The organism is uncultured Rothia sp., assembly GCF_916715725.1.
GTDB lineage: Bacteria > Actinomycetota > Actinomycetes > Actinomycetales > Micrococcaceae > Rothia.
The window spans coordinates 72,246-94,045 of the sequence record NZ_CAKAPD010000001.1; the positions used below are offsets into that span (position 1 = coordinate 72,246).

The 21,800-nt window shown below is 59.4% G+C and carries 18 protein-coding genes and 1 tRNA gene; 11 read left to right on the forward strand and 8 right to left on the reverse strand.

Annotated elements, in window-relative coordinates; genetic code table 11:
- Positions 1-99 precede the first annotated feature (99 nt).
- Genes QZ822_RS00240 through QZ822_RS00250 form a run of 3 tightly spaced genes read right to left on the reverse strand, consistent with a single transcriptional unit; the run spans position 100 to position 2,322 of the window.
- The gene (locus tag QZ822_RS00240; protein WP_294641729.1) at positions 100-774 is read right to left on the reverse strand and encodes an energy-coupling factor transporter transmembrane protein EcfT; all 675 of its coding nucleotides are present in this window, start codon (positions 772-774) and stop codon (positions 100-102) included.
- Entirely contained in the window at positions 764-1,657 is an 894-nt protein-coding gene (locus tag QZ822_RS00245; RefSeq protein ID WP_294641731.1) for an energy-coupling factor ABC transporter ATP-binding protein, read from the reverse strand. Before QZ822_RS00245 ends, QZ822_RS00240 begins: the two co-directional genes overlap by 11 nt.
- A gap of 32 nt (positions 1,658-1,689) precedes the next feature.
- The gene (locus QZ822_RS00250; RefSeq protein ID WP_294641732.1) at positions 1,690-2,322 is read right to left on the reverse strand and encodes a biotin transporter BioY; all 633 of its coding nucleotides are present in this window, start codon (positions 2,320-2,322) and stop codon (positions 1,690-1,692) included.
- Positions 2,323-2,615: 293 nt separating this feature from the next.
- Here QZ822_RS00250 and QZ822_RS00255 point away from each other — a divergent pair, with 293 nt between their 5' ends.
- Positions 2,616-4,214, forward strand: a complete 1,599-nt coding sequence (locus QZ822_RS00255) for an ABC-F family ATP-binding cassette domain-containing protein (protein ID WP_294641733.1) — start codon at positions 2,616-2,618, stop codon at positions 4,212-4,214.
- 795 nt (positions 4,215-5,009) lie between these two features.
- Here the strand turns inward: QZ822_RS00255 and QZ822_RS00260 are convergent.
- The gene (locus QZ822_RS00260; RefSeq protein WP_294641734.1) at positions 5,010-5,738 is read right to left on the reverse strand and encodes a metal-dependent hydrolase; all 729 of its coding nucleotides are present in this window, start codon (positions 5,736-5,738) and stop codon (positions 5,010-5,012) included.
- A 139-nt stretch (positions 5,739-5,877) separates the two neighbouring features.
- Positions 5,878-6,105, reverse strand: coding sequence for an acetone carboxylase (locus tag QZ822_RS00265; protein ID WP_294641735.1), 228 nt, complete (start codon positions 6,103-6,105; stop codon positions 5,878-5,880).
- A gap of 286 nt (positions 6,106-6,391) precedes the next feature.
- On the opposite strand from QZ822_RS00265, the gene QZ822_RS00270 reads away from it, so the two are divergent.
- The 6 genes from QZ822_RS00270 (at position 6,392) to QZ822_RS00295 (ending at position 11,856) form a co-directional block, all read left to right on the forward strand.
- Entirely contained in the window at positions 6,392-7,108 is a 717-nt protein-coding gene (locus QZ822_RS00270) for a beta-ketoacyl-ACP reductase (RefSeq protein WP_005509097.1), read from the forward strand.
- A gap of 73 nt (positions 7,109-7,181) precedes the next feature.
- Positions 7,182-7,925: an SDR family oxidoreductase gene (locus QZ822_RS00275; RefSeq protein ID WP_060824810.1), complete on the forward strand. Its 744-nt coding sequence runs from the start codon at positions 7,182-7,184 to the stop codon at positions 7,923-7,925.
- 244 nt (positions 7,926-8,169) lie between these two features.
- The gene (locus tag QZ822_RS00280; RefSeq protein ID WP_294641736.1) at positions 8,170-8,958 is read left to right on the forward strand and encodes an ABC transporter ATP-binding protein; all 789 of its coding nucleotides are present in this window, start codon (positions 8,170-8,172) and stop codon (positions 8,956-8,958) included.
- Positions 8,955-9,833, forward strand: coding sequence for an RNA methyltransferase (locus tag QZ822_RS00285; protein ID WP_294641738.1), 879 nt, complete (start codon positions 8,955-8,957; stop codon positions 9,831-9,833). Before QZ822_RS00280 ends, QZ822_RS00285 begins: the two co-directional genes overlap by 4 nt.
- Before the next feature lie 253 nt (positions 9,834-10,086).
- Positions 10,087-10,341, forward strand: coding sequence for a type B 50S ribosomal protein L31 (locus QZ822_RS00290; RefSeq protein WP_005506069.1), 255 nt, complete (start codon positions 10,087-10,089; stop codon positions 10,339-10,341).
- A gap of 327 nt (positions 10,342-10,668) precedes the next feature.
- Positions 10,669-11,856: an LCP family protein gene (locus QZ822_RS00295; RefSeq protein ID WP_049347609.1), complete on the forward strand. Its 1,188-nt coding sequence runs from the start codon at positions 10,669-10,671 to the stop codon at positions 11,854-11,856.
- A gap of 221 nt (positions 11,857-12,077) precedes the next feature.
- Here QZ822_RS00295 and QZ822_RS00300 read toward each other — a convergent pair whose 3' ends face one another.
- Both QZ822_RS00300 and pepN read right to left on the reverse strand, forming a co-directional pair.
- Positions 12,078-13,334: a hypothetical protein gene (locus QZ822_RS00300; RefSeq protein ID WP_294641741.1), complete on the reverse strand. Its 1,257-nt coding sequence runs from the start codon at positions 13,332-13,334 to the stop codon at positions 12,078-12,080.
- Positions 13,335-13,723: 389 nt separating this feature from the next.
- On the reverse strand, positions 13,724-16,396 hold the full coding sequence (gene pepN / locus QZ822_RS00305; protein ID WP_294641742.1) for an aminopeptidase N: 2,673 nt from the start codon (positions 16,394-16,396) through the stop codon (positions 13,724-13,726).
- 219 nt (positions 16,397-16,615) lie between these two features.
- On the opposite strand from pepN, the gene QZ822_RS00310 reads away from it, so the two are divergent.
- A tRNA-Leu gene (locus QZ822_RS00310) sits at positions 16,616-16,701 on the forward strand.
- A gap of 153 nt (positions 16,702-16,854) precedes the next feature.
- Here the strand turns inward: QZ822_RS00310 and QZ822_RS00315 are convergent.
- On the reverse strand, positions 16,855-17,940 hold the full coding sequence (locus QZ822_RS00315) for a 2,3-butanediol dehydrogenase (RefSeq protein WP_294641744.1): 1,086 nt from the start codon (positions 17,938-17,940) through the stop codon (positions 16,855-16,857).
- Between the two features lie 339 nt (positions 17,941-18,279).
- Between QZ822_RS00315 and QZ822_RS00320 the strand changes: the two genes are divergently transcribed.
- The 3 genes from QZ822_RS00320 to QZ822_RS00330 all read left to right on the forward strand — a co-directional run bounded on the left by QZ822_RS00320 (position 18,280) and on the right by QZ822_RS00330 (position 21,715).
- The gene (locus QZ822_RS00320) at positions 18,280-19,854 is read left to right on the forward strand and encodes an amidohydrolase (RefSeq protein ID WP_294641746.1); all 1,575 of its coding nucleotides are present in this window, start codon (positions 18,280-18,282) and stop codon (positions 19,852-19,854) included.
- A gap of 277 nt (positions 19,855-20,131) precedes the next feature.
- Positions 20,132-21,091, forward strand: a complete 960-nt coding sequence (locus QZ822_RS00325) for an L-lactate dehydrogenase (RefSeq protein WP_294628501.1) — start codon at positions 20,132-20,134, stop codon at positions 21,089-21,091.
- A gap of 348 nt (positions 21,092-21,439) precedes the next feature.
- The gene (locus tag QZ822_RS00330) at positions 21,440-21,715 is read left to right on the forward strand and encodes a hypothetical protein (protein WP_070830788.1); all 276 of its coding nucleotides are present in this window, start codon (positions 21,440-21,442) and stop codon (positions 21,713-21,715) included.
- Positions 21,716-21,800 lie beyond the last annotated feature (85 nt).

Consider the following 21,800-nt stretch of genomic DNA (forward strand, 5'->3'; position numbering starts at 1 on the left):
AGTTACTTGAAATAAAGTAAGGGGCGGGGTGAACTTTACGGTTCACCCCGCCCCTTTTCACGTATTTGTGCAGGTCCGCTCCGGGCTACATGCTCTGCGCTATTTCAGCTCGTCCACGTGCCGCGCCCGCAACGCCTTAGCGGTCGCCGCCGCGTAATCCACCGCCTGCACAACCCACGGAATCAGCAGTCGCCAATACGTGCGCTTAGGCAGGTTACGCGCCACCGCCGCACGACGCAGCGCACCCCAGCGGTCCATGAGCGCCGGAATTGAGCGGACCATCAACGCAATCAGCAGACCCAGGCGCTCGGGAGACAGACCCACAAAACGCAGAGGCGAACAGAGCCGCACAAAGCCGTCAATCAGAACCGGCAGGGGAGTGCTCACCAGCAGCGCGCGGGACGCGTAGAAAGCCGTCAGCATGGTCGCAATAGCATCCGCACCAGAGGCGTACTGTCCCGTGAACACGTAGTAGGCAACCATGATCAGCAGCAGCAGAGACAGCGTGCGGACCACCAGCCACAGCTGGGAGGCGGGCACACCAGCCCACAACGCGCACAGCGTGGACGCGACCAAAGCCACCAGCGCCACCTGCCAGCCGGTCACCGCCAACAGCAGGAACAGCCCAAAGAAGAGCGTGCCCTTGAGCCACAGCGGCGCCCGATGCACCGGCGTGTTCAACGGCTGGTAGAAACCCACCAGCAGGGTACCGGGGTTGAAATCCGAGCCCTGGGAGGCGGGACGAGGGTTCACGCGCGGCGTGTTAGCGCCCATGCGCGCCTCCTGACGAGTCCAGACCTTCGGTAGCGCCCTCGTTGGGGAACCCCTCGGCACACCACGTGCGGTACTGCTGCACCAGCTGCGCCGCATCCCCCTGAGCGAGCAAACGGCCGTCATGAATAATCACGGCTTCATCGCAGGATGCCGCCAAATCCAGGTCGTGCGTGCTGAGCACCAGCATCTGATCCAGCGACTCCAAATGCTTCAGCAACCGCGCGCGATTGCGCAAATCCAGCAGGGTGGTCGGCTCATCGAGCAGAAGAATCTGCGGGCGCGCCGCCAGCACACTGGTGAGAGCGACCAGCTGCTTTTCGCCTCCTGAGAGAGTGAAAACGCTCTGGTCCTCCAGACGTTCGAGGCCACGCTCACGGAGCAGTTCACGAATCCGTTCGCGGCGCTGCTCACCTCTGAGGGAACTACCTTCAACGGCTGCGGCACGGCGCAGACTCAGGTCAATATCCTCGGCAACGGTGGGCATAATCAGCTGCGCCTCCGGCTGGGCAAAGAGCATGCCCACACCCTCAAAAGCGACCTGTGAATTACCGCGAGCACCCGCACCCTTCGAGCTGCGGCTCGGCGCCTCCAGGGTGTCGACACCGTTCACGCGCACGACACCCTCATCCGGGTGGGTGAGCCCATTGAAAAGCCCCAGCAGGGTAGACTTGCCGCTACCGTTCAGACCCAGAACCGCGGTGCGCTTCGCCGTGAACCGCAGGCTCACATCCTTGAGGATACGGCGATGCCCGCCTTCGGGCAGCTCGGTGAAAACACTCACCGATTCAAGCTCAAGGGCGGGCATGCTGGTAGAGGCGCTCACCGCCTGTTCGCCCTGTACCTGCTGCGGTGCAGGCTGGCGCGTGGAGCGGCGAAAAAACATAGCTATCCTCTCGTGCGGCACATTGTGTGCCTTTAACGCTGGGTAGAAGCCAGAGACGGGAAGGCGCGGCGTACCGACAAACCAACCAGAACCGCGATCGTGGACTTCACCAGATCCCAGGGAACGAACACCATTGCCGCGCTGAATGCGGCGTCAAAAGTCATGTGGGCGTTCACCATCATACCGGCGATACCGCAGGCGGTCAGAACCACAAAACCGCAGAAGTTCGCGAGCAGAGCCATGAGGAAGGTTGCACCCACCGAACGGGTGTTGCGGGTGAACAGGTAGGCGAGGGTACCGGCAATAGCGGCGAAGGGCAGGAAGCCGAGCAGGTAGCCGGCACTCGGGGAGGCGAGCGTACCCAGACCAGCGCCGCCCTTAGCGAAGATAGGCAGGCCCGCGAAACCAACCAGCAGGTACAGTGCCACGGAGGCGGTGGCGCGCTTGCCGCCGAGCACCTGAGCGGTGATGTAAATGCCGAGGGTCTGGAAGGTGAAGGGAACCGCAACGCCACCCAAGCTGACGGCGGGCATGATGGCGAGCGCGGCGATGAAGCCTGCAAACACTGCGATGAGGGAGAGGTCGGTGGCGAGCGAGGTCTTTGCCGCTACGTTACGGCGCGGTGCCTGGGTTGCTTGGGATGATTCGCGCACGGAATCGGTCATTGGGGTGGTGCTCCTTTGGTACGTATTTCTCCGCAGATTTTTCTGCGGAGTTGAGGGTAGCGGTGGTTGACTTGCTTGTCACAACCCAGTTTTTGAACAATGTTCTATGAATGGTGTCCGGTATGTATAGTACACCGCACACCATGAAAACAAAAGGTGCCCCACATGCGCACTCGGCACACCTGCACTAAAATTGATGAGGTGCTCCGCGCGCTCGCCGCTTCTAACCCGGCGAATCCCGCCTACCGAGCATTACCAGCCCACACACCAGACCGCCATCCGGAAAGGCACCCATGATTGCTGTACAGAACCTCGAATTGCGTGCAGGCGCGCGCCTGCTCATGGAAGAGGTCACCTTCCGCATCGATAAGGGCGACAAGATCGGTCTGGTGGGCCGTAACGGTGCCGGCAAGACCACTATGACTAAGGTGCTTGCCGGTCTGACCCTGCCCGCTGACGGTACGGTCACCCGCAGCGGCACTATTGGCTATCTTCCGCAGGACCCGAAGGTAGATGACATGAGCCAGCTGGCGCGTGACCGTATCCTTTCGGCGCGTGGCCTGGACGGTGTGGCGCGCAAGATGCGTCAGGCGCAGGACGATATGGCGAGTGAGGACCCGGCGGTGCGCGCTAAGGGTATGCGCCGCTACGACCGTCTTGAGGCTGAGTTTATTGCCGGTGGCGGCTACGCGGCTGAGTCGGAGGCGGCGGTCATCACCTCCAATTTGGACCTGCCGGAGCGTGTACTCTCTCAGCCACTCTCAACCCTTTCGGGTGGTCAGCGTCGCCGTGTGGAGCTGGCGCGCATCCTCTTCTCTAATGCAGACACCATGCTGCTGGATGAGCCGACCAACCACCTGGATGCCGACTCGATTCTGTGGTTGCGCGATTTCTTGAAGAACTTCTCGGGCGGCCTGATGGTCATTAGCCACGATGTTGACCTGATGGAGCTGGTCGTCAACCGCGTCTTCTACCTGGACGCGAACCGCTGCGTGATTGACCAGTACAACATGGGCTGGAAGAACTACCTGACTCAGCGTGAGCAGGATGAGCACCGCCGCAAGCGTGAGCGTGCGAATGCGCAGAAGAAGGCGAATGCTCTGATGGAGCAGGCGAATAAGATGCGCGCGAAGGCGACGAAGGCTGTTGCTGCTCAGCAGATGATTAAGCGTGCTGAGAAGCTTCTGCGTGGCCTGGAGGAGGAGCGTCAGAGCGATAAGGTTGCGGCGATTCGCTTCCCGGATCCGGCACCGTGCGGTAAGACCCCGCTGTCTGCGCAGGGGCTGTCCAAGTCCTATGGTTCGCTGGAGATTTTCACGGATGTTGACCTTGCCATTGACCGCGGTTCGCGCGTGGTGGTGCTGGGTCTGAACGGTGCCGGTAAGACCACTCTGCTGCGTATGCTGGCGGGTTCGACTCAGCCCGATACGGGTGAGGTTGTGTACGGTCACGGCGCGAAGCTGGGCTATTTTGCGCAGGAGCACGAAATCCTGGATGGTGACCGCACCGTCTTTGAGAACATGAAGTCTGCCGCGCCGGATCTGGACGACACTCGCGTGCGCACGATCCTGGGTTCGTTCCTGTTCTCCGGTGATGACGTGGATAAGCCCGCCGGCGTTCTTTCCGGTGGTGAGAAGACCCGTCTGTCGTTGGCTACTCTGGTGGCGTCGAGTGCGAATGTGCTGCTGCTGGATGAGCCGACCAACAACCTGGACCCCGCCTCGCGTGAGGAGATTCTGAACGCGCTGAAGGCGTACCAGGGCGCTATTGTGATGGTTTCTCACGATGAGGGCGCTGTGGAGGCACTCGACCCGGAGCGTGTGCTGCTTCTGCCGGATGCGGTGGAGGACCTGTGGTCGAAGGATTACCAGGATCTAATTTCGCTGGCGTAAAGCGTGATCCGCTGACATAAGAGTACGGGGAGGCCCCGGTACCGTGTGGTGCCGGGGCCTCCCCTGTGTATTGCGGTTCTGTGTATTGCGGTGTATTGCGCGCTGTTTTATTGTTCTCCGCGTATTTTCTGTGGTCTAAACATGTGTTGCGGATATATTGCAGTCATTTTTCTGGTGCATATCGCAGAAAAATGTGACCTGACCCGTGGGGTTGTATTGTTTTCTGATCATATGTGGTGTAATTGCTTTCCCGTGCATGTGACTTGTGGGTTCTGACACACGAAACTCGCGGCGTATTTGACGGGAAATCATGTTGCCTTGTGGGTTTTTCTGAGTAAAAGAAAAGCTCTCAGTCGATATTTCAGGGGGTCTGTGTGGGCTTTTTGAATTTTTCGTGTGTCTCTACATACATTGTGGGAAAAATGGTAGAAACACAACATGTACGAGGCGTAGACTTATAACTGTTCCCGCCATTGCGAGGACGCAAATGCGAAACATTAGGGCTCACTACCGATGGTGAGCTAACGCGGGGGAGAAGAGATTCCCGCCCGCTCACGAAGGAGAACTACCAATGCACAACACTGAGTTCGAGAAGTACCCCACCTCCGGTGAAGAGAACGTTGAGGTTGACGTCTTCTGGCCCATCCAGGACGCTTAATCTCTCACCCCGATAGGTCGGGATAAGGATTAGAAAAGCGCCCCGCCGCTTCCATAGGGAAGTGACGGGGCGCTTTGCTGTCTAAATTCTGTTATCTGAACGCTACTGTCTGAGTCATGTTGCCTGAGCTCTGTACGTTATGCGGCGTGAATACCCAACCCAAACATTTGCAGGGGGTATTCGATAAAGCCCATCATGGCTGCCGCGTACCAGGCAACGTAGCCGGTCAGCGCTAGAACGAGTGCCTTCTCGCGCACGCTACCGGCATCACCCAGAATAGGCAGTGCCATGTACCCGCTCTTTTTCCATAAGGGAGACGCCACCAGAGGCTTGATAACAATGGGGTAGAGGGGTAGTAGTCCGCGGGTGGTGAGCAGGTCGCCAATCAGGTGAATAGTCGCGCCGACTGAAATAGCCCAGGGGAGTAGCGCCAGCGAATCGGTCGTGTAGGCGGCGTATCCGAGGGCAACGGCACCGATCCATCCACCCGGTGCACCGAGCACACGCAATGCTAGACCGCCCGAGAACGCCGCAAGGAGCAGTGAAGCCCAGGGGATTCCGTTATAGCTCAGGTTGGCACTGAAATAGGCAATCGCCCAGAAGGCTACCAAACCCAGGATGGAGTGCGTTCCCTTACGATGCCCGCCGCTGACTGCCCCGACAAAGTGCGCTACCCAGCGTGAAATGGGCGGAATGGAGTTGGCGATACTGCCGTTGTGGTGGTCAATATCCGGCAGCATTCCGGCACCGGCACACGCCAGGGTGGTCACAATGAGGGTGGGTGTGTCGGGAACCTGCACTACTCCCGTCTCGACGAGCACGAGCCAGCCAGCTGCGGCGCTGACGGTGTGCGAATAGCCCATCATGGGGGAGGTGCCTCCTTGAGTGTGATGACTCTGTGTCCCGGGATGCTATACCCGAATGTATTAGAACAAATATAGCATATATCGAAATTACTTTCGATAGCGCTTGGGTCGCCGCCTCAGCCAGAGACCTCAGCCGGCGCTACCCCTCAAACGGCAGAGTCTGCTTCCAGAAATCGCGCTCGCGCAGGTAGTTCTCCAGCCAGCCCACGTGCTCCGAGCATGCCAGCCAAATCTTGCGGCGCTCGGGGGTGTGCACCTTCGGGTTGTTCCAGAGCAGCTGAAATTCTGCCGCCTGCTGGCAGCCCTTGCGGGAGCACTTGGCGTACTCGGGCTGTGCGTCCTGTGAGAGTGAGCCGAGCAGATCCATGTCTTCTTATCCTTACTATTGCGCCTCTACGTGCGGTATTACTCCGTGCCTGTGCAACCCCGCAGAAAAGGGGTGCGGGCAGTTCCGCTTCAGCTAGTGTACGCGCCCGATGAGGCATGTAAAAGAAGGGGAGTAGGCGTTCAGTGTTCAAAAGCGGAGTGTAGCCTGCGGCACCATCACCCTAAAACGCGGTAAAATAAGGTTCGACTGTCCATCCGTCCACACCCCGACCGCGGAGCCGCTGCATCGGCTCCGATTGCGAGGGGTCGACTCATCAAGGAAGCTCATGAGCGAGAACACTCCCAAGACCGTGCTGGTCACCGGCGGCAACCGAGGCATCGGCTACGAAATTGCCAAGGAATTCCAGGCAGCAGGCCACAATGTCTGCATCACCTACCGTAGCGGTGAAGCCCCCGAAGAATTTTTCGCCGTCAAGGCAGATGTACGCGATGCCGACAGCATTAACGAAGCTTTCAAGGAAATTGAAGCAGAATTCGGCCCCGTGGAGGTGCTGGTCGCCAACGCAGGTATCACCCGCGACATGCTGCTGATGCGCATGAAGGAATCCGACTTCACCGACGTGGTCGACACCAACCTCACCGGTTCTTTCCGCGTGGTTCAGCGCGCCATCAAGGGCATGCTGAAGCTCAAGCGCGGCCGCATCATTCTGGTTTCCTCCGTGGTGGGTCTGTATGGTTCTCCCGGCCAGGTCAACTACTCCGCGTCCAAGGCCGCACTGGTCGGTATGGCACGCTCCATCACCCGTGAGCTGGGCGGCCGTAACATCACCGCTAACGTGGTGGCACCGGGCTTCATTAACACCGCAATGACCGAGGTTCTGCCCGAAGAGACCAAGAAGAACTACCTGGCGTCCATCCCGGCTGGTCGTTTCGCGGAGGCGGAAGAGGTCGCTCGCGTGATTCGCTGGCTCGCATCCGATGAGGCTAGCTACATTTCTGGTGCTGTCATCCCCGTTGATGGCGGCCTGGGCATGGGCCACTAACCCCACCCCGTACGGACTGCACGAAGCGCCTGAACGTGGGCGCACCCCTTTCTAAACCTAAGGACATAAAACTATGGCACAGCTGACCGGCAAGACCATCATCATTACCGGCTCCTCCCGCGGCGTTGGCGCAGATACCGCACAGATTCTCGCCGCTGAGGGCGCGAACATTGTGGTGAACTACCGCTCCAAGGCACCGCGCGCGAACAAGATCGTCAAGGCTATTGAAGAGGCTGGCGGCAAGGCAATCGCAGTGCAGGCTGACGTGACCAACAGCGAGGACCTGCAGAACCTCGTCAACACCGCCGTGGAGACCTTCGGTTCCCTGGACTACCTGATCCTGAACGCTTCGGGCGGTATGGAAACCGGCATGGGCGAAGACTACGCAATGCGCCTGAACCGTGACGCACAGCTGAACCTGGCACGCCTGGCTGCAGAGAAAATGCCCGAAGGCGCACGCATCGTGTTCGTGACCAGCCACCAGGCGCACTTCATCCGCGAGGTTGAGACCATGGACGAGTACAAGCCCGTCGCAGAGTCCAAGCGCGCAGGCGAAGACGCACTGATCGCCGAGATCCCCGCACTTTCCGAGAAGGGTATCTCCCTGGTCGTCGTGTCCGCTGACATGATTGAAGGCACCGTCACCGCAACCCTGCTGAACCGCCTGCACCCCGGCGCTATTGAGCAGCGCCGCGAGACCGCTGGCAAGCTCTACACCGTCAACGAGTTCGCGCAGGAAATCGCGAAGATGGTCACCGCAGACGTTGAGACCGGCCACGTTGAGCTGGTCGGCGGCGCACGCGGCTTCATCGACTAATAACTTCAGCTGCTATAGGTGCCGTTGCGGATGCGCCCGCCCCTCTGACAAGGTACATTTGATGAGGCGCGCCGCCCCTTACGCGGCGGCACCTATAGCCCCTAAGGCTCCTATAGCTTCTAAGATTTTGCGCGAGGAACCCAATGTGGGGTGCCGCGCACTATGCGCCAACCACTCCGATAACCCGGTACGGGTTGCGGGGTGGGGGCGCATCCCATCCATCTAACTCACTGGAAGAAGAACCATGAGCACCGTACTCAACCTTCAGAATGTCTCCGTGATTCGCGGCGGCCGCCCCATCCTTAACAACGTTTCGTGGACTGTGAACGAAGGTGAACGCTGGGTCGTTCTGGGCCCCAACGGCGCCGGTAAGTCCACTCTGCTTTCGATTGCGGCAGCCCGCCTGCACCCGACCAGCGGCGAGGTTGAAATCCTTGACGAGACCCTCGGCGCTGTTGACGTATTCGACCTGCGCCCGCGCATTGGTCTGTCCTCCGGTGCTTCGGCTACCCAGATTCCCGCCAACGAGAAGGTTTCCGACGTTGTCGTGACCGCAGCGTACGCTGTGTCCGGCCGCTGGAAGGAAGAATACGACGTCATGGACGACGAGCGTGCCACCGAGCTGCTGGCTGAGTGGGGTGTCGATACCCTCGCGGACCGCACCTTCGGCTCCCTCTCCGACGGTGAGCGCAAGCGTGCACTGATTGCCCGCGCCCTCATGACCGACCCGGAGCTGCTGCTGCTGGACGAGCCCGGCGCAGGCATGGACATCTCTGGCCGTGAGGACCTGGTTGAGCGTCTGACCGCACTTGCCGCTGATCCCTACGCACCGGCTACCGTGCTCATCACCCACCACCTCGAGGAAATCCCGGCGGGCTTCACCCACGCCCTGCTGATCCGTGACGGCGGCGTGGTCGCTGCCGGCCCGATCCTGTCCACCATCACCGAGGCGAACCTCGCCGCAACCTACGACATGGATCTGGCTCTGACCGTCACCTCCGCGGGTCGTTACTCCGCGTTCAAGCGCGCATGAGCCGTGCCCCGAAGCAGCTGAGCGCCGAACAGATTGCTGAGCGTGCCGAGCGTGTCTTCGCCATTGAGTCGGTCACGGCTCTGGCGCAGGCACCCGAGCAGGCTTTGCGCTACTACACGCAGCTGACCGACGTGAAGCTCCGTAGCGCCATGGAGCCGCAGTGGGGTATTTACATTGCGGAGTCCTCGAAGGTGATTCGTCGTGCGCTCGCTGCCGGTCATCAGCCCGTTTCTTTCCTGATGAGTGAGAAGTGGGCTGATGATTTGGCGGATGTTCTGCGCGCCCATCCTGACACTCCCGCGTATGTGGGTAGTGAGGAGCAGCTGGAGCAGGTGACCGGTTTTCATCTGCATCGTGGCGCGTTGGCGGCGATGGCTCGTCCGGAGCCGCAGCCTCTGGAACGGTTGCTACAGGGTGCCTCTCGCGTGGCAATCCTGGAAGATATTGTGGACCACACGAATGTGGGAGCTATTTTCCGTTCGGCTGCCGCCCTGAACGTGGATGCTGTGCTGGTGACTCCGCGGTGCGCTGATCCGCTGTATCGCCGCTCGATTCGCGTGTCGATGGGTACTGTTTTTCAGGTGCCGTGGGCTCGACTGGAGTCGTGGCCTGCTGACCTGCAGACTCTGCACGAGCTGGGCTTTAAGAGCGCGGCGTTGGCTTTGGAGGAGGACTCGCTGACCCTGGAGGAGCTGTCTGCCCGCCGGGATGAGAAGCTGGCTCTGATTCTGGGCACAGAGGGGCACGGTCTGTCGCCCCGTACCCTCGCGGCGTGTGACGATACGGTGATGATTCCGATGTCGCACGGCGTGGATTCTTTGAATGTTGCGGCGGCGAGTGCCGTGGCGTTCTGGGAGACCCGCCCGCGTTCATAACCTGAGTTCCTAGCTTGATTCTTAACCCCCGTGAGCGCCTTCTTCGGGTGCTCTTGCGGCAGCTAGGTTGGTGCCTGTGAGGGAACGTACTGGGATTTAATCCGTGAAGGTGGTACCCTTAATGGGTTGTGCGCGCCCTATGCGTGCACAATGGTGATGCGCTCTGAGATTTTCTCGATAGCTGCACATCGAAAAACCTACTCCATCTATATAAGGGCTACTGGCAAAATCCAGTAGCAGAAGAAGGTAATCAATGAAGGCAGAAATCCACCCGGACTACAACCTGGTTCTGTTCCGCGACCTCGCATCCGGCAAGGTCTTCCTGACCCGTTCCACCATGACCTCGGACAAGACCGAGAAGTGGGAAGACGGCAACGAGTACCCGATCGTCGAGGTTGAAATCTCGTCCGAGTCGCACCCGTTCTACACCGGTAAGCAGCGCATCATGGACTCCGCAGGTCGCGTCGAGCGCTTCAACGCACGCTTCGGCAACTTCGGTAAGAAGTAAATCTTCTTTCCCAGTTTTGCTTTTTAGCGAAATCAATGCCCCGTTCTCCTTGGTTTTCAGGGAGGCGGGGCATTGTGCGTTCTGCGAACCATCGCAGAATAGCTCGCGCGAACGTGAGGAAAGTTGTAATGTAAAACCTTTCGTTCACTGGTGCGTAGACCCGCTGACGGCGTTACAATGGGAAAGTATTTTGCGAGCTGTGCATTTTCTGTGCCCTCCAGCACCGCCCCACATCGGCGGGTTATTTTCCGGCTCTCTGCACTCTAGAGACTTCGCTGGATGCGCCGCGCACCTCGCGTATCACCACCTCAAACAAAGGACAACTTAATGAGCGACGCTCACTCTGAACCGTCGCAGAAGAAGAAATGGGTCAAGCGTATTCTGCTGATCCTGCTGATTCTTCTGCTGGTTATTACCCTCGGTATTGGTTTCTTTATCTGGCGTGCTGGCCACACCTGGGATAGCAAGACCGAGAAGTTCGACTCCATCACTAAGGTGGATGAAGACCTCAGCAAAATTAAGGAGCAGCTTGGCGAGGCTAAGAAGCTCAACGTGACGGAGCTGAAGGCTCCGACCGTGACTAACTCGGATACTGGCAAGAACGGCACTAACGCTAACGGCTCCGATGCTGCCGCGGCTCTTGCAGCGAACGCTAGCGAGCACGATAAGGACGGCGACGGTATCCTGGATAACGGCTATAATTACGGCGTTATCAAGGGCCCCGGCAAGAATATCCTGCTGCTCGGTAGCGATACTCGTACCGGCGCTGATGCAGCTCTGGTGAGCGGTTCCCGTGCAGACACCATTATGCTCATGCACATCCCGGCTGACGGCAAGGGCGTGTACATCATCTCGATTATGCGAGATACCTGGGTTGATATTCCCGGATATGGTACGGCTAAGGTGAACGCAGCACTGAACTATGGCGGTGTTTCCCTGCAGGTTGCTACCATCGAGAACTTGGTGGGCGTCAAGATCGACCACGTGGCTGAGATTGAGTTTGAAGGCTTCAAGTCTCTCGTGAACGCTATTGGCGGCGTGGACGTTCAGGTTCCCTTCGCATTCACCAGTAATGTCTGGACTTTTACTCCGGGTCTGATGCACCTCAACGGTAGTGGCGCTCTGAGCTTTGTTCGTGAACGTTACTCTTTCGCTGATGGCGACTACCAGCGTGTCCGTAACCAGCGTGCGTTCCTGCGCGGTCTGTACAACACGATGAAGGCGAAGGGCGCGTTGAGCAACGTGGCATCTTTCCAGTCTTCTATCGAGTCTCTGACTGACTATATGCGCGTGGACCAGGGTCTAAACGCAGCGCAGATTGCTCAGATTGCGGCTCCGGTGCTGACTAGTGGTGACACCACGATGCGTATGACCACCCTGCCGAACGCGGGTCCGGGCTGGTCTTACGATGGTCAGTCAATCATTTTTGTAGACCAGGCTGCAAATGCGCAGCTGGCACATGCTCTGCAGAATGACACGATGGATCAGTTCATGGCGACTTACGGTCAGGACTAAGGTCTGACTCCTTGCGGGGGGTGAAAGCTGATGAGGCTTTTACCCCCGCTGGTTTTTAACCGATTCCGGAAAGTCCTGGAACGCGGGCACCCGCAGGGGCTTTCGTTAGCGTGTAGAGAAACGTTCATGAGAGCTGCTGGGCGCACGAAAGGGGCGGCTACCTCACCGTGATGGTGGGGTAGTCGCCCCTTTCGTATTTTTACGTCCTGTTGGGAAGGAGTTTATGCCTTCGAGTCTGCTTCTTCAGCCTCGTCAGTCTCTTCGTATTCTTCCTCGTACTCGTCGTATTCCTCGTAGTCGTCGTAGTGGGGCTGGCGACCAAAGTAGAACGCTACAGCCGCGACAGCGCCACCCAGAATCGCGATGAGCATGCCGAGCATCGGGGTCCACAGCATCGAAATCAGGCCGGCGACCAGAACTGCGAGGCCTGCACCCTTAACCAGATTCAGAAGACGCTCACGTTCGGAGGGCTCGTAGTATTCCTCTTCCTCAATGCTGTACTCGATGGCAGGCTTCTCTGCGGCGGGTTCGCTGCGGGTCGGCTCGGGGGTGGAGGAACCACCGGTCAGGGAGCTCATGAAACCGCGACGCTTCTTCGGAGCCTGCTGTGCGGAAGACTCCAGGTAGTGGCGTTCACCTTCGGTGGGCACGAATGCCGGGGGCACATCGTAGTCTTCACCAACGGGCAGTAGAGCCGGAACGTTGTTGGGCAGAGTCTCGTACCATTCCTGCGGAATATCTGCGGGGCGTGCCGCCTGAACGGTCAGCGACAGCTCAAGGGTGTTACCGCGAATAGTGCCCCATGCGCTGGTGAGGCGGTCGTTCTCGAACGCGTAGCGAATCACGGGTGCGAGCTGCTCAGACATCTGGGTGCTCAGGCGACCGACGAGCTTGCGGTCGTGGCGCACCTCCACGCTGTCAACAACGCGGCCGTCGGAGGTCTTCAGCTGGTTCGCTTCCAGGGTCAGAATGACGCGACCCTCACCGCTGGGCGGCAGGATGCTGTGCAGGTATTCGGAGTGTTCCTTCTCGTCCAGCACCTTCATAGAGGGGCCCTGGGGCAGCAGGGTCGCGCGGGTCGGTGCGTCGTTGAGGGGGAAGAGGGACCCGGGTGCGGACAGGGAGAGCACGCCGGTGCTCTTCACGTGCATGCCGCCGCCTTCAGCGCGTACGGCAACAGCGGAGAGCTGCAGGTGCGCGATGGGTTCGTAGCCGGAGGCGACCACGCGGGTAATGGAATCCCAGTACGCGGCGGAGTCTGCCGCGCTCATGCGGCCCACCTTGAATTCGTCAATGTAGACGGCAATGCTATTGGGCTCGTAGGGGTTATCCGGTTCGGGCACGAGACGCGCTTCACCGTACCAGATACGTTCACGGTCGATGTGCAGTTCCTCGAAAATTTGGAGGGTTTCTGCTTCGTAGTAATCATCGGTGACAATGTCAACGCTACCGCGGTCACCGAGTGCGTAATCGACCACTGAAAACTCCTTCTGATATGTCTAAGCGAGCGGATACCTAGTCTATTCTCTCATGCTTTCAGAGCGGACAGCTCACAAAAAAGGGGTGACATTTATCTGTCTTTTAGCACCGGGTGCATATAGTTTTGTGTCCCAGTGAAACTGCCCCGGTAATGAGTGCCCACGTCAGTACGTGAACCACCGCATGAGGGAAATATTTAGACGGCACACCGCCGCTGTGAATTCTATAGATGAGTCAGAAAAAGACCACCGCCCGGCACCTCCCGGTGCGTTACCGGGAGCGTGCCGAACGGCAGTCTCTCACAGCGGATTGAGAACCTGGCGGGGGAGAACGGAACCTAGTCTAGGCACCGGTCCACACCCCGCCTCAGCTACTCAAACCATGCAGCTTAGTCCTGCAGGGAAGCGTTGAACTTCTGAGCCACAATCGAACGACGACCGTGGTCCTGAGCCTCCAGAACCAGACGACGCAGAGCCGACGGAGCCTCGGGGTTCGCCTCCAGCCAACGCTGAGCCAGCGCCACGGAGGGGTTGCCCTCAACGCCCAGACCCTCGGTGGAGCCGGTGTTGTACGGAGCCTTCGGGTACAGGCCACGCACAATGCGGGTCGCCATACCAATCGAACGAGACGCCCAAAGGGGCAGCAGAGCCTCGAAGTAGGAGTCGTAGTAGGACTCACGCAGCTCAACCGGACCGCGAGCAAAACCGTTAATGGTCGAAGCCAGAGCGTCGTTCGACAGCGACTCGTCTTCCATGATGGTCTTGTACGCCGCAGCCTTACGCTCAGCAGAAGGCAGGGCAACAATCGCGTACGCGTAACCGTTCGAAGAAATCGAGGAGGGGCTGTACTTAGCCGCACGGTCCAGATCCTCAACGGTCACCAGGTTACGGCTTGCGAGCGCACCCAGTGCACTCCAACCCAGGTTCTGGTCGTAAGGAATGCCGGTTGCATCAGCGATGTCGCCGGTGGTGTCTTCGAAAGCACCGCGGGCAATATCGCGGCAGAGCTCCTCGCCCTTGGTCGCGTTGGTGGAGACCGAAATCAGGCCGCGCAGCAGAATCAGCTGCTCATCGGAGCCGGGCTTAGCCTGTGCCAGTGCGGCTGCGAATGCGTCGTAGAGAGCGTCGTAGAGGCGCTCGCGGCCGGTGGGTGCGGAGAAGGTTGCGATAGCGACCTGTGCGTTGTTGACCATGGTGCCCAGCAGGGATGCGCTCGGCTCCTTGGAGACGTTGCGGACCACTGCGTCGACGTAGGTGGTGACGGGCAGGCGTGCATCGCGGACGTTCTCCCAGAGGGAGCCCCAGATGAGGCCGCGGGAGAGCGCGGACTCGAGGGTGGAGACACCTTCGATAGCTGCCTGCAGGCCGTCTTCGTCGGTCAGGGCAACCTTGGCGTAGGTGTGGTCTTCTGCGTTGAGCATGAGCAGGTCTGCTTCGCCAACGAGCTTCTTCTGCTCGTCGGTGAGCTCTACGCGGTACTCGGAGACGGGTTCTGCCGGGTACTCGAGGGAGAGCAGGCCGGTGGAGACGAGCTTGCCGTCGGTCAGTGCGAAGGTTTCCAGCTTTGCCACGTGGGGGCGGCCCAGACCTGCGGGCTGCTGTGCGGGCAGTTCCTGGGTGAGGATCAGGTCGGTGAGCTGACCGTCTTCGCCGTAGACGCGCTTGGTGCCCAGTGCGGACACGCCGGAGGTCTGCAGCCATGCGTTAGCCCATGCCTGCATGTCGCGGCCGGAGACCTCGTTGAGTACCTGCAGGAAGTCGTTCAGGGAGGTGTTGCCCCACTCGAAACGCTTGAAGTACACGCGTGCTGCCTCGATGAAGGTATCGAAGCCGACGTAGGCGACCAGCTGCTTGAGCACGGATGCGCCCTTTGCGTAGGTGATGCCGTCGAAGTTCTGCGATGCTGCTTCCAGGTGGGGGATGTCAGCGACGATGGGGTGGGTGGTGGGCAGCTGGTCCTGCATGTATGCCCATGCCTTGCGGTTGTTCGCGAAGGTGACCCATGCGTCGTTGAAGTTGTTGGCTTCCTTAGCGCCGAGGGTGCCCATGAAGTCTGCGAAGGATTCCTTGAGCCACAGGTCGTCCCACCACTTCATGGTGACGAGGTCGCCGAACCACATGTGTGCCATTTCGTGGCAGATGGTGTTGGTGCGGCCTTCGAGGTCGTCCTCGGTTGCGCCGGAGACGAAGATGTAGTCTTCGGTGAAGGTGACCAGGCCGGGGTTCTCCATTGCGCCGATGTTGTATTCGGGCACGAATGCCTGCTCGTACTTGGGGTACGGGTAGGGGTAGTCGAAGAGGTCCTGGAAGAAGTCCAGGCCGTTTTCGGTGACCTTGAAGATGTGGTCGTAGTCGAAGTGCGGCTTGAGGGACTGGCGGCAGTAGACGACCAGGGGAATATCACCGCTGTTGACCTTGCTCTTGGGCTTGTAGGTGGTGGTTGCGGTGAAGTATTCGCCAGCGACGATTGCGGTGATGTAGGTGGAGATCTTTGCGGTGGGGGAGAAGACTCGCTTGGTGATGGAGTCGTCGGTGGGGTCTACGACCTGGGATTCGAGTACGCCGTTGGAGCTGACGACCCAGTCCTTGGGTGCGGTGATGCGGAAGTTGAAGACTGCCTTCAGGTCGGGCTGCTCGAAGTTCGGGAAGACTCGGCGGCAGTCGGAGGGTTCGTACTGGGTGTACAGGTAGACGCGACCGTCGGAGGGGTCGAAGTAGCGGTGCATACCTTCGCCGGAGCGGGAGTAGTAGGAGCGACCGTGGATGGTGAGCACGTTTTCTGCCTGCAGGTTGGGCAGGGTGATACGTGCGCCGTTGACGACATCTGCCAGGTTCAGTTCGGTGCCGTTGAGCTTAACGGAGTCGACGCTGTGGTGGATGTAGTCGATGAAGGTTTCTGCGCCGGGGGTGTTGCAGGAGAATCGGACAGTGGTGACGGTGGGGTAGGACTCGAATTCGGGGTCCTTGGCGTTGGTCAGGTCGACATGCACGTCGTAGGTGTCGACACTGATGAGAGCCGAACGTTCTGCGGCTTCTTCGCGGGAGAGGTTCTCATTATTCATGCTCTTTATTCTAGTCGGTATGACCGGAAATATGGCAGTTGAACGGGCGTGCCCGTCATATTAGTTGAGGTGGGAGGGGCTGCGACGCGGTTTGAAATAAACGATACTCAATATGTGACACAGAACATACTCTTTCGATTTGCGGAGTATCCAGAAAGCCCGTATAGTATTACGTGTTGCTTCGAACGGCACCGAAAGGAAAACGTTCGAAAGTCACCTGCGCGGGTGGCGGAATAGGCAGACGCGCTAGCTTGAGGTGCTAGTCCTCGTATTAGAGGGTGGGGGTTCAAGTCCCCCCTCGCGCACAGATAATCCCCGGTTCTTCGGAACCGGGGATTTTTGTATGCCCAGTAAAAAGCACACAAAAAAGTAGTGGGGTGAGGCTCCTTCAAGGAACCTCACCCCACACTAGCTACGCTAAGGAAGCTAGAAGAGCAGCTACATCAGCTGAAACTGAATTACTCAGCCAGACGCTCCGGGTCGGTGGTGACCAGAATCTTCACAGCGGTCTCGTTGTGGTGAATCAGGGTGTCGAAGCCCTTGTCAATCAGGTCTTCCACAGCGATCTTGCCGGTGATGAAGGGCTTGAGGTCAATCTTGCCGGACTCAACGAGCTTGATGGTCTCCGGGTGGGAGTTCACGTATGCGATGGTGCCGCGGATATCGAGCTCCTTGAGCACAACCTTCTGAACATCCAGGGAAGCGGGCTTACCCCAAATGGAGACGATGACGACCTTACCGGTGGGCTTGAGAGCATCCAGGATCAGGTCCAGTGCGGGCTGAACGGAGGTGCACTCGAACGCGATGTCAGCGCCACGGCCGTCGGTCAGCTTGTGAATCTCAGCCAGGACGTCAACCTCTGCGGGGGAGAAAGCGTAGTCAGCAACGCCGGAGTCCAGAGCCTTCTGGCGGCGCAGCGGGGACAGCTCAGAGATGATGACCTTAGCGCCCTTAGCCTTCAGAACTGCGGAGGTCAGCAGGCCGATGGGGCCGGCACCGGTCACCAGTGCGAATGCGCCCTCTTCGAACTCGCCTGCACGCTCAACAGCGTGGTAGCCAACGCTCAGGGGCTCAATCAGTGCAGCTTCGTCCAGGGGAATGGTGTTGGGGATCTTGTGAACCCAGCGGCGCTTGACAGCAACCTTCTCGGACAGACCGCCACCGCGACCTGCCAGGCCGATGAAGTTCATGTCCTTGGACAGGTGGTAGTCCTTGGAGTCGGGGCCGGTGTAAACGTCATCACGAATGATGTAGGGCTCGACGACAACGTGGTCGCCAACCTCAAGGTCGTCTACGCCTTCGCCCAGTGCCTCAACAACACCGGAGAATTCGTGACCGAGGGTGACGGGGGAGTCTTCACCAGAAATGGGGTGGGGATGACCGTGCTGGGGGCAGAAGATGGGGCCGTCCAGGTATTCGTGCAGGTCGGTACCGCAAATGCCGCACCATGCGACCTTGACCAGAACCTCGCCCGCAGCGGCTTCGGGTGCGGGGATGTCTTCAATGCGGATGTCGTGGCGGTCGTAGAAGCGTGCTGCCTTCATGGGATGGAGCTCCTTAGCGTGGTTGTGGCGCTCACTGCGGTGTGTGCTTGCCGGTACGGTTCGCATCCATGGGTCTGTCACAGTATTGACAGAGGCCCAAACGACATGGTCTGGACCGGTTGTGAACTGTCCTGCCGGCATTCGCATCGCTAGCGCCGGATGGTGATGGGTGCGGCTGGATTGTCGCTCCCATGTGCTTAACGCTACTCCTATGAATCAAAGATTCCTAGGATATATACAAATTTTCTTTTATGTGACACAAATTTCTTTTTGGGTGTTTTCGACTCCATCACGCCCGAGCATCTAGCGCCCGGCGAGCGCAGACGGTAGCGTAGAAGTATGACTGACGCGAACGCACAGGGCACCGCCGCCCACACCCAGCCCACTTCTGACAGCTCCGGTCGAACGGCACCGAACCGACCCGCCGCAATAACCCGCCACTATGACGCGCCCGATGCTGATTGCGTGCGCGGTAGCGAGTACTCCGAGATTCTTGCCCTCGAAACCGAGCGGCGTAAGCGTGCCGCTGAGCACCGCCGCAAGCGCGGGCACGCGCATCCCGAGCAGGAACATGCTGACCACGGTCAGCCCGAGCAGGAACGTAGCCACGGCAACCGCCACGGTCATGGAAAGGGGCACGGTCACCGCCTCGACGAAGACAGTGGGCTGGCGCATATTCGCCGCGACCTCGCCGAATCCGTCGCCACCCGCGCGGATTCTTTGACCGCAATTCTCAAGGCGATTCATGCGCATCCTGAGACTGCCTACGAGGAGTATTTTGCCTCCCGCACGCTCGTTGATGCGGTCCGCGAAGCCTACCCGAACCTCAGGATCGAGTACCCCGCCTTCGGTCTGGATACCGCGTTCAAGGTGGAGCTCACCAGCGCCGACTACGACCCCGCCAAGCACCGCACCATCGCGATTCTCTCCGAATATGACGCACTGCCGGGCATCGGTCACGGCTGCGGCCACAACGTCATCGCGGTATCCGGGCTGGGCGCTTTCCTTGCCCTGGCGGATGCGCTCGCTACCAGCCCCGAGGCGTTCAGTGGCAGGGTCCTCTACTACGGCACACCCGCCGAAGAGTCCGATGCCGGTAAGGAGCTGATGGCGCGTGCCGGCGCGTTTGAGCAGGTGGACGCCGCCATTATGGTGCACCCCTACTTTATTGATGTGGCTGATCAGGCGTGGTTGGGTCGCCGTGAATGCCGCGTGACCTACACGGGCGTGAGCGCGCATGCTTCCTCGCACCCGTTTATGGGTCGTAACGCCCTGGATGCGGCGAACCTGGCGTATCAGGGTTTGGGTTTGTTGCGTCAGCAGATTCCCGGTTCTGACCGTATTCACGCGATTATCGACCACGGCGGGGACGCCCCGAACCTGATTCCTGCCTCCGCGAGCTTGCACATTAATATCCGTTCTAAGCACGCGCCGACTCTGCGCGCGCTGTCGCGACGGGTTGAGGAGGTGCTGCGCGGTGCGGCACTCATGGCTGGCGTGAGTGCGGAGGTGACTTGGGATTCTTCGCCGATGACCATGCCGGTGCGCACGAACCGTCCGCTGCTCAAGCGTTGGGTTTCGGCTCAGCGTTCGGTGGGCCGTCACCCGTACCCGCCCGGTACGGTGAGCGACACGCTGGCGGCTTCGACCGATTTCGGTAACGTGAGCCTGCGCGTGCCCGGTATTCATCCGCTCATTCAGATTGCGCCCGAGGGCACCGGTATGCACACCGTGGAGTTCGCGCACTGTGCGGATACTCCGGCGGCGGTGGATGCTGCCCTGGATGCGGCGTTCGGGTTGGCTTCTGTGGCTTTGGACTTCCTGGTTGATGACGAGTTAGCTCAGGCGGTCCGTGCCGATTTTGAGGCTTCTGGAGGCGCGGTAGATGTGGAGGGCTACTTTAGCGACATGTGACCTTGCTCAAAAGGTCAGAACGTCATTATTTGGTTTTGTGAGTGAAAAACACCCCCTAGAACCCATAAAGTCACCAGCACCCATCGAAAAAAGCAAAATAACCCAACACAAAACGCAAAATCTGCGGCATAATAGAAAGTAACGAAGCGAGCCCACCGGGGAAGAACGACCACCCTAAGGAAATTCACCCCCGAGGCACACACCCGCTTCCTTATAGACCCCGCGAGAATCCTCTCGCACCACACGGATAACTCTCACGAAAAGAGGGCATACAGCAATGAACGGTGTCAACAACCCCACCAAGCTCGGCGTCATCGGTGCAGGCGGCGTCGGTAGCGCAACCGCATACGCAGCTATGGTCCGCGGCTCCGCAGACGAAATCGTCCTGTACGACATCGACGGCAAGCGCGCACACGCTGAAGCACTGGACATCGCACACGGCGCAATGTTCGCACACGAAGCAACCGTAACCGGTGGCGACGACATCGAACTGCTGCGCGACTGCGACATGGTCATCATCACCGCTGGTGCTCGCCAGAAGCCCGGCCAGCCCCGCCTCGAACTGGCAGGCGCAAACGTCGCAATCCTCGAGAAGCTGCTGCCGAACATCCTGTCCGTAGCACCCAACGCGATCATCATGCTCGTCACCAACCCCTGTGACGTTCTCACCATCGTGGCTCAGAAGATTACCGGCCTGCCCGCAAACCGCGTGCTGTCCTCCGGTACCGTTCTGGACTCCTCCCGCCTGCGTTGGCTGATCGCTAACAAGGCTGGCGTCTCCATCAAGAGCGTTCACGCAAACGTTGTTGGTGAGCACGGCGACTCCGAGTTCCCCGTCTGGTCCGCAGCAAACATCGGTATGGTTCCCCTGACCGAGTGGGAGCAGGACGGCAAGCCCCTGTTCACCGAAGAGGTCCGTGCAGAACTGGCAACCGAAGCTATGCGCGCAGCATACAAGGTCATCGAGGGCAAGGGTTCCACCAACTACGCAATCGGTATCTCCGGTGCACGTATCGCTGAGGCATTCCTCGGCGGCCAGAACGCAGTGCTGCCCGTCTCCACCACCATTGCAGGCGAGCTGTACGGCTTCAAGGACGTTGCACTGTCCCTGCCCACCATCGTGAACCGCGAGGGCATCCAGCGCGTGCTCGAGGTCCCCATGAACGAGGCTGAGCTGGCACAGCTGAAGGCATCCGCTGAGGCAATCCGCGCATCCGCAGCTTCCCTGGGCTTCTAATTCTCTCGGGTTCATAACCCGTATGAAGCAACCATTCAGTAGGCGCAGCGTCAAGCTGAGCTAACCGATAGAAGAACCCGCCGCACCCGGCACTCGCCCCTTTGAGGAGCAGGGAACTGGGGACGGCGGGTTCGCTGTGCCTGTGAAGCGTTTTTATGCGGTACTTTATGTGCCGCGTGCATGCTTGGCTTACCCAGCCTGGCTTTACCGCTCTGGCTTTGGCGTTCTCTATTATTGCCGCGATTTTATCTGCTGCTTTACCTGCCACGCCCGTTCATAGTTCCGCGTTTAAGCCGCCGCATGACCGCCCGGCGCACACCATAGGCGCGTAGGTAGTAGAATAATGGCATGAGCATTGATCCTCGCACCGAACTCACCCGCCTCCTTGACGCGCTGGAGGCGCACCTGACCGCCGTTGTTAACCGAAGCGGCGAGCACGACCCTGCCGTCGATGAGGCATACGTAGAAATCGCCAACGCCTTTGAAGCCTACGAAGATGCCCTCTTCGAGGCATACAACGAGGTCACCCCCTTGAGCGTCTACGGCGATGAAGACGAGGACGACCTCGAAGAGATCCTCGACGATGAAGACGACATCGACGACGATATCGAGTACGAGGACTAACTAGCGCCTCGCCCATACGTTACGGACCGACCCCTGACCGGTACCCCCTATGCGGGGTAATACGGCAGGGGTCGAACCGTACCCG

Coding starts and splice junctions, on each gene's coding strand:
- QZ822_RS00240 (WP_294641729.1), bottom strand. CDS start 774: ATGGGCGCTAACACGCCGCGCGTGAACCCTCGTCCCGCCTCCCAGGGC.
- QZ822_RS00245 (WP_294641731.1), bottom strand. CDS start 1,657: ATGTTTTTTCGCCGCTCCACGCGCCAGCCTGCACCGCAGCAGGTACAG.
- QZ822_RS00250 (WP_294641732.1), bottom strand. CDS start 2,322: ATGACCGATTCCGTGCGCGAATCATCCCAAGCAACCCAGGCACCGCGC.
- QZ822_RS00255 (WP_294641733.1), top strand. CDS start 2,616: ATGATTGCTGTACAGAACCTCGAATTGCGTGCAGGCGCGCGCCTGCTC.
- QZ822_RS00260 (WP_294641734.1), bottom strand. CDS start 5,738: ATGATGGGCTATTCGCACACCGTCAGCGCCGCAGCTGGCTGGCTCGTG.
- QZ822_RS00265 (WP_294641735.1), bottom strand. CDS start 6,105: ATGGATCTGCTCGGCTCACTCTCACAGGACGCACAGCCCGAGTACGCC.
- QZ822_RS00270 (WP_005509097.1), top strand. CDS start 6,392: ATGAGCGAGAACACTCCCAAGACCGTGCTGGTCACCGGCGGCAACCGA.
- QZ822_RS00275 (WP_060824810.1), top strand. CDS start 7,182: ATGGCACAGCTGACCGGCAAGACCATCATCATTACCGGCTCCTCCCGC.
- QZ822_RS00280 (WP_294641736.1), top strand. CDS start 8,170: ATGAGCACCGTACTCAACCTTCAGAATGTCTCCGTGATTCGCGGCGGC.
- QZ822_RS00285 (WP_294641738.1), top strand. CDS start 8,955: ATGAGCCGTGCCCCGAAGCAGCTGAGCGCCGAACAGATTGCTGAGCGT.
- QZ822_RS00290 (WP_005506069.1), top strand. CDS start 10,087: ATGAAGGCAGAAATCCACCCGGACTACAACCTGGTTCTGTTCCGCGAC.
- QZ822_RS00295 (WP_049347609.1), top strand. CDS start 10,669: ATGAGCGACGCTCACTCTGAACCGTCGCAGAAGAAGAAATGGGTCAAG.
- pepN (WP_294641742.1), bottom strand. CDS start 16,396: ATGAATAATGAGAACCTCTCCCGCGAAGAAGCCGCAGAACGTTCGGCT.
- QZ822_RS00315 (WP_294641744.1), bottom strand. CDS start 17,940: ATGAAGGCAGCACGCTTCTACGACCGCCACGACATCCGCATTGAAGAC.
- QZ822_RS00320 (WP_294641746.1), top strand. CDS start 18,280: ATGACTGACGCGAACGCACAGGGCACCGCCGCCCACACCCAGCCCACT.
- QZ822_RS00325 (WP_294628501.1), top strand. CDS start 20,132: ATGAACGGTGTCAACAACCCCACCAAGCTCGGCGTCATCGGTGCAGGC.
- QZ822_RS00330 (WP_070830788.1), top strand. CDS start 21,440: ATGAGCATTGATCCTCGCACCGAACTCACCCGCCTCCTTGACGCGCTG.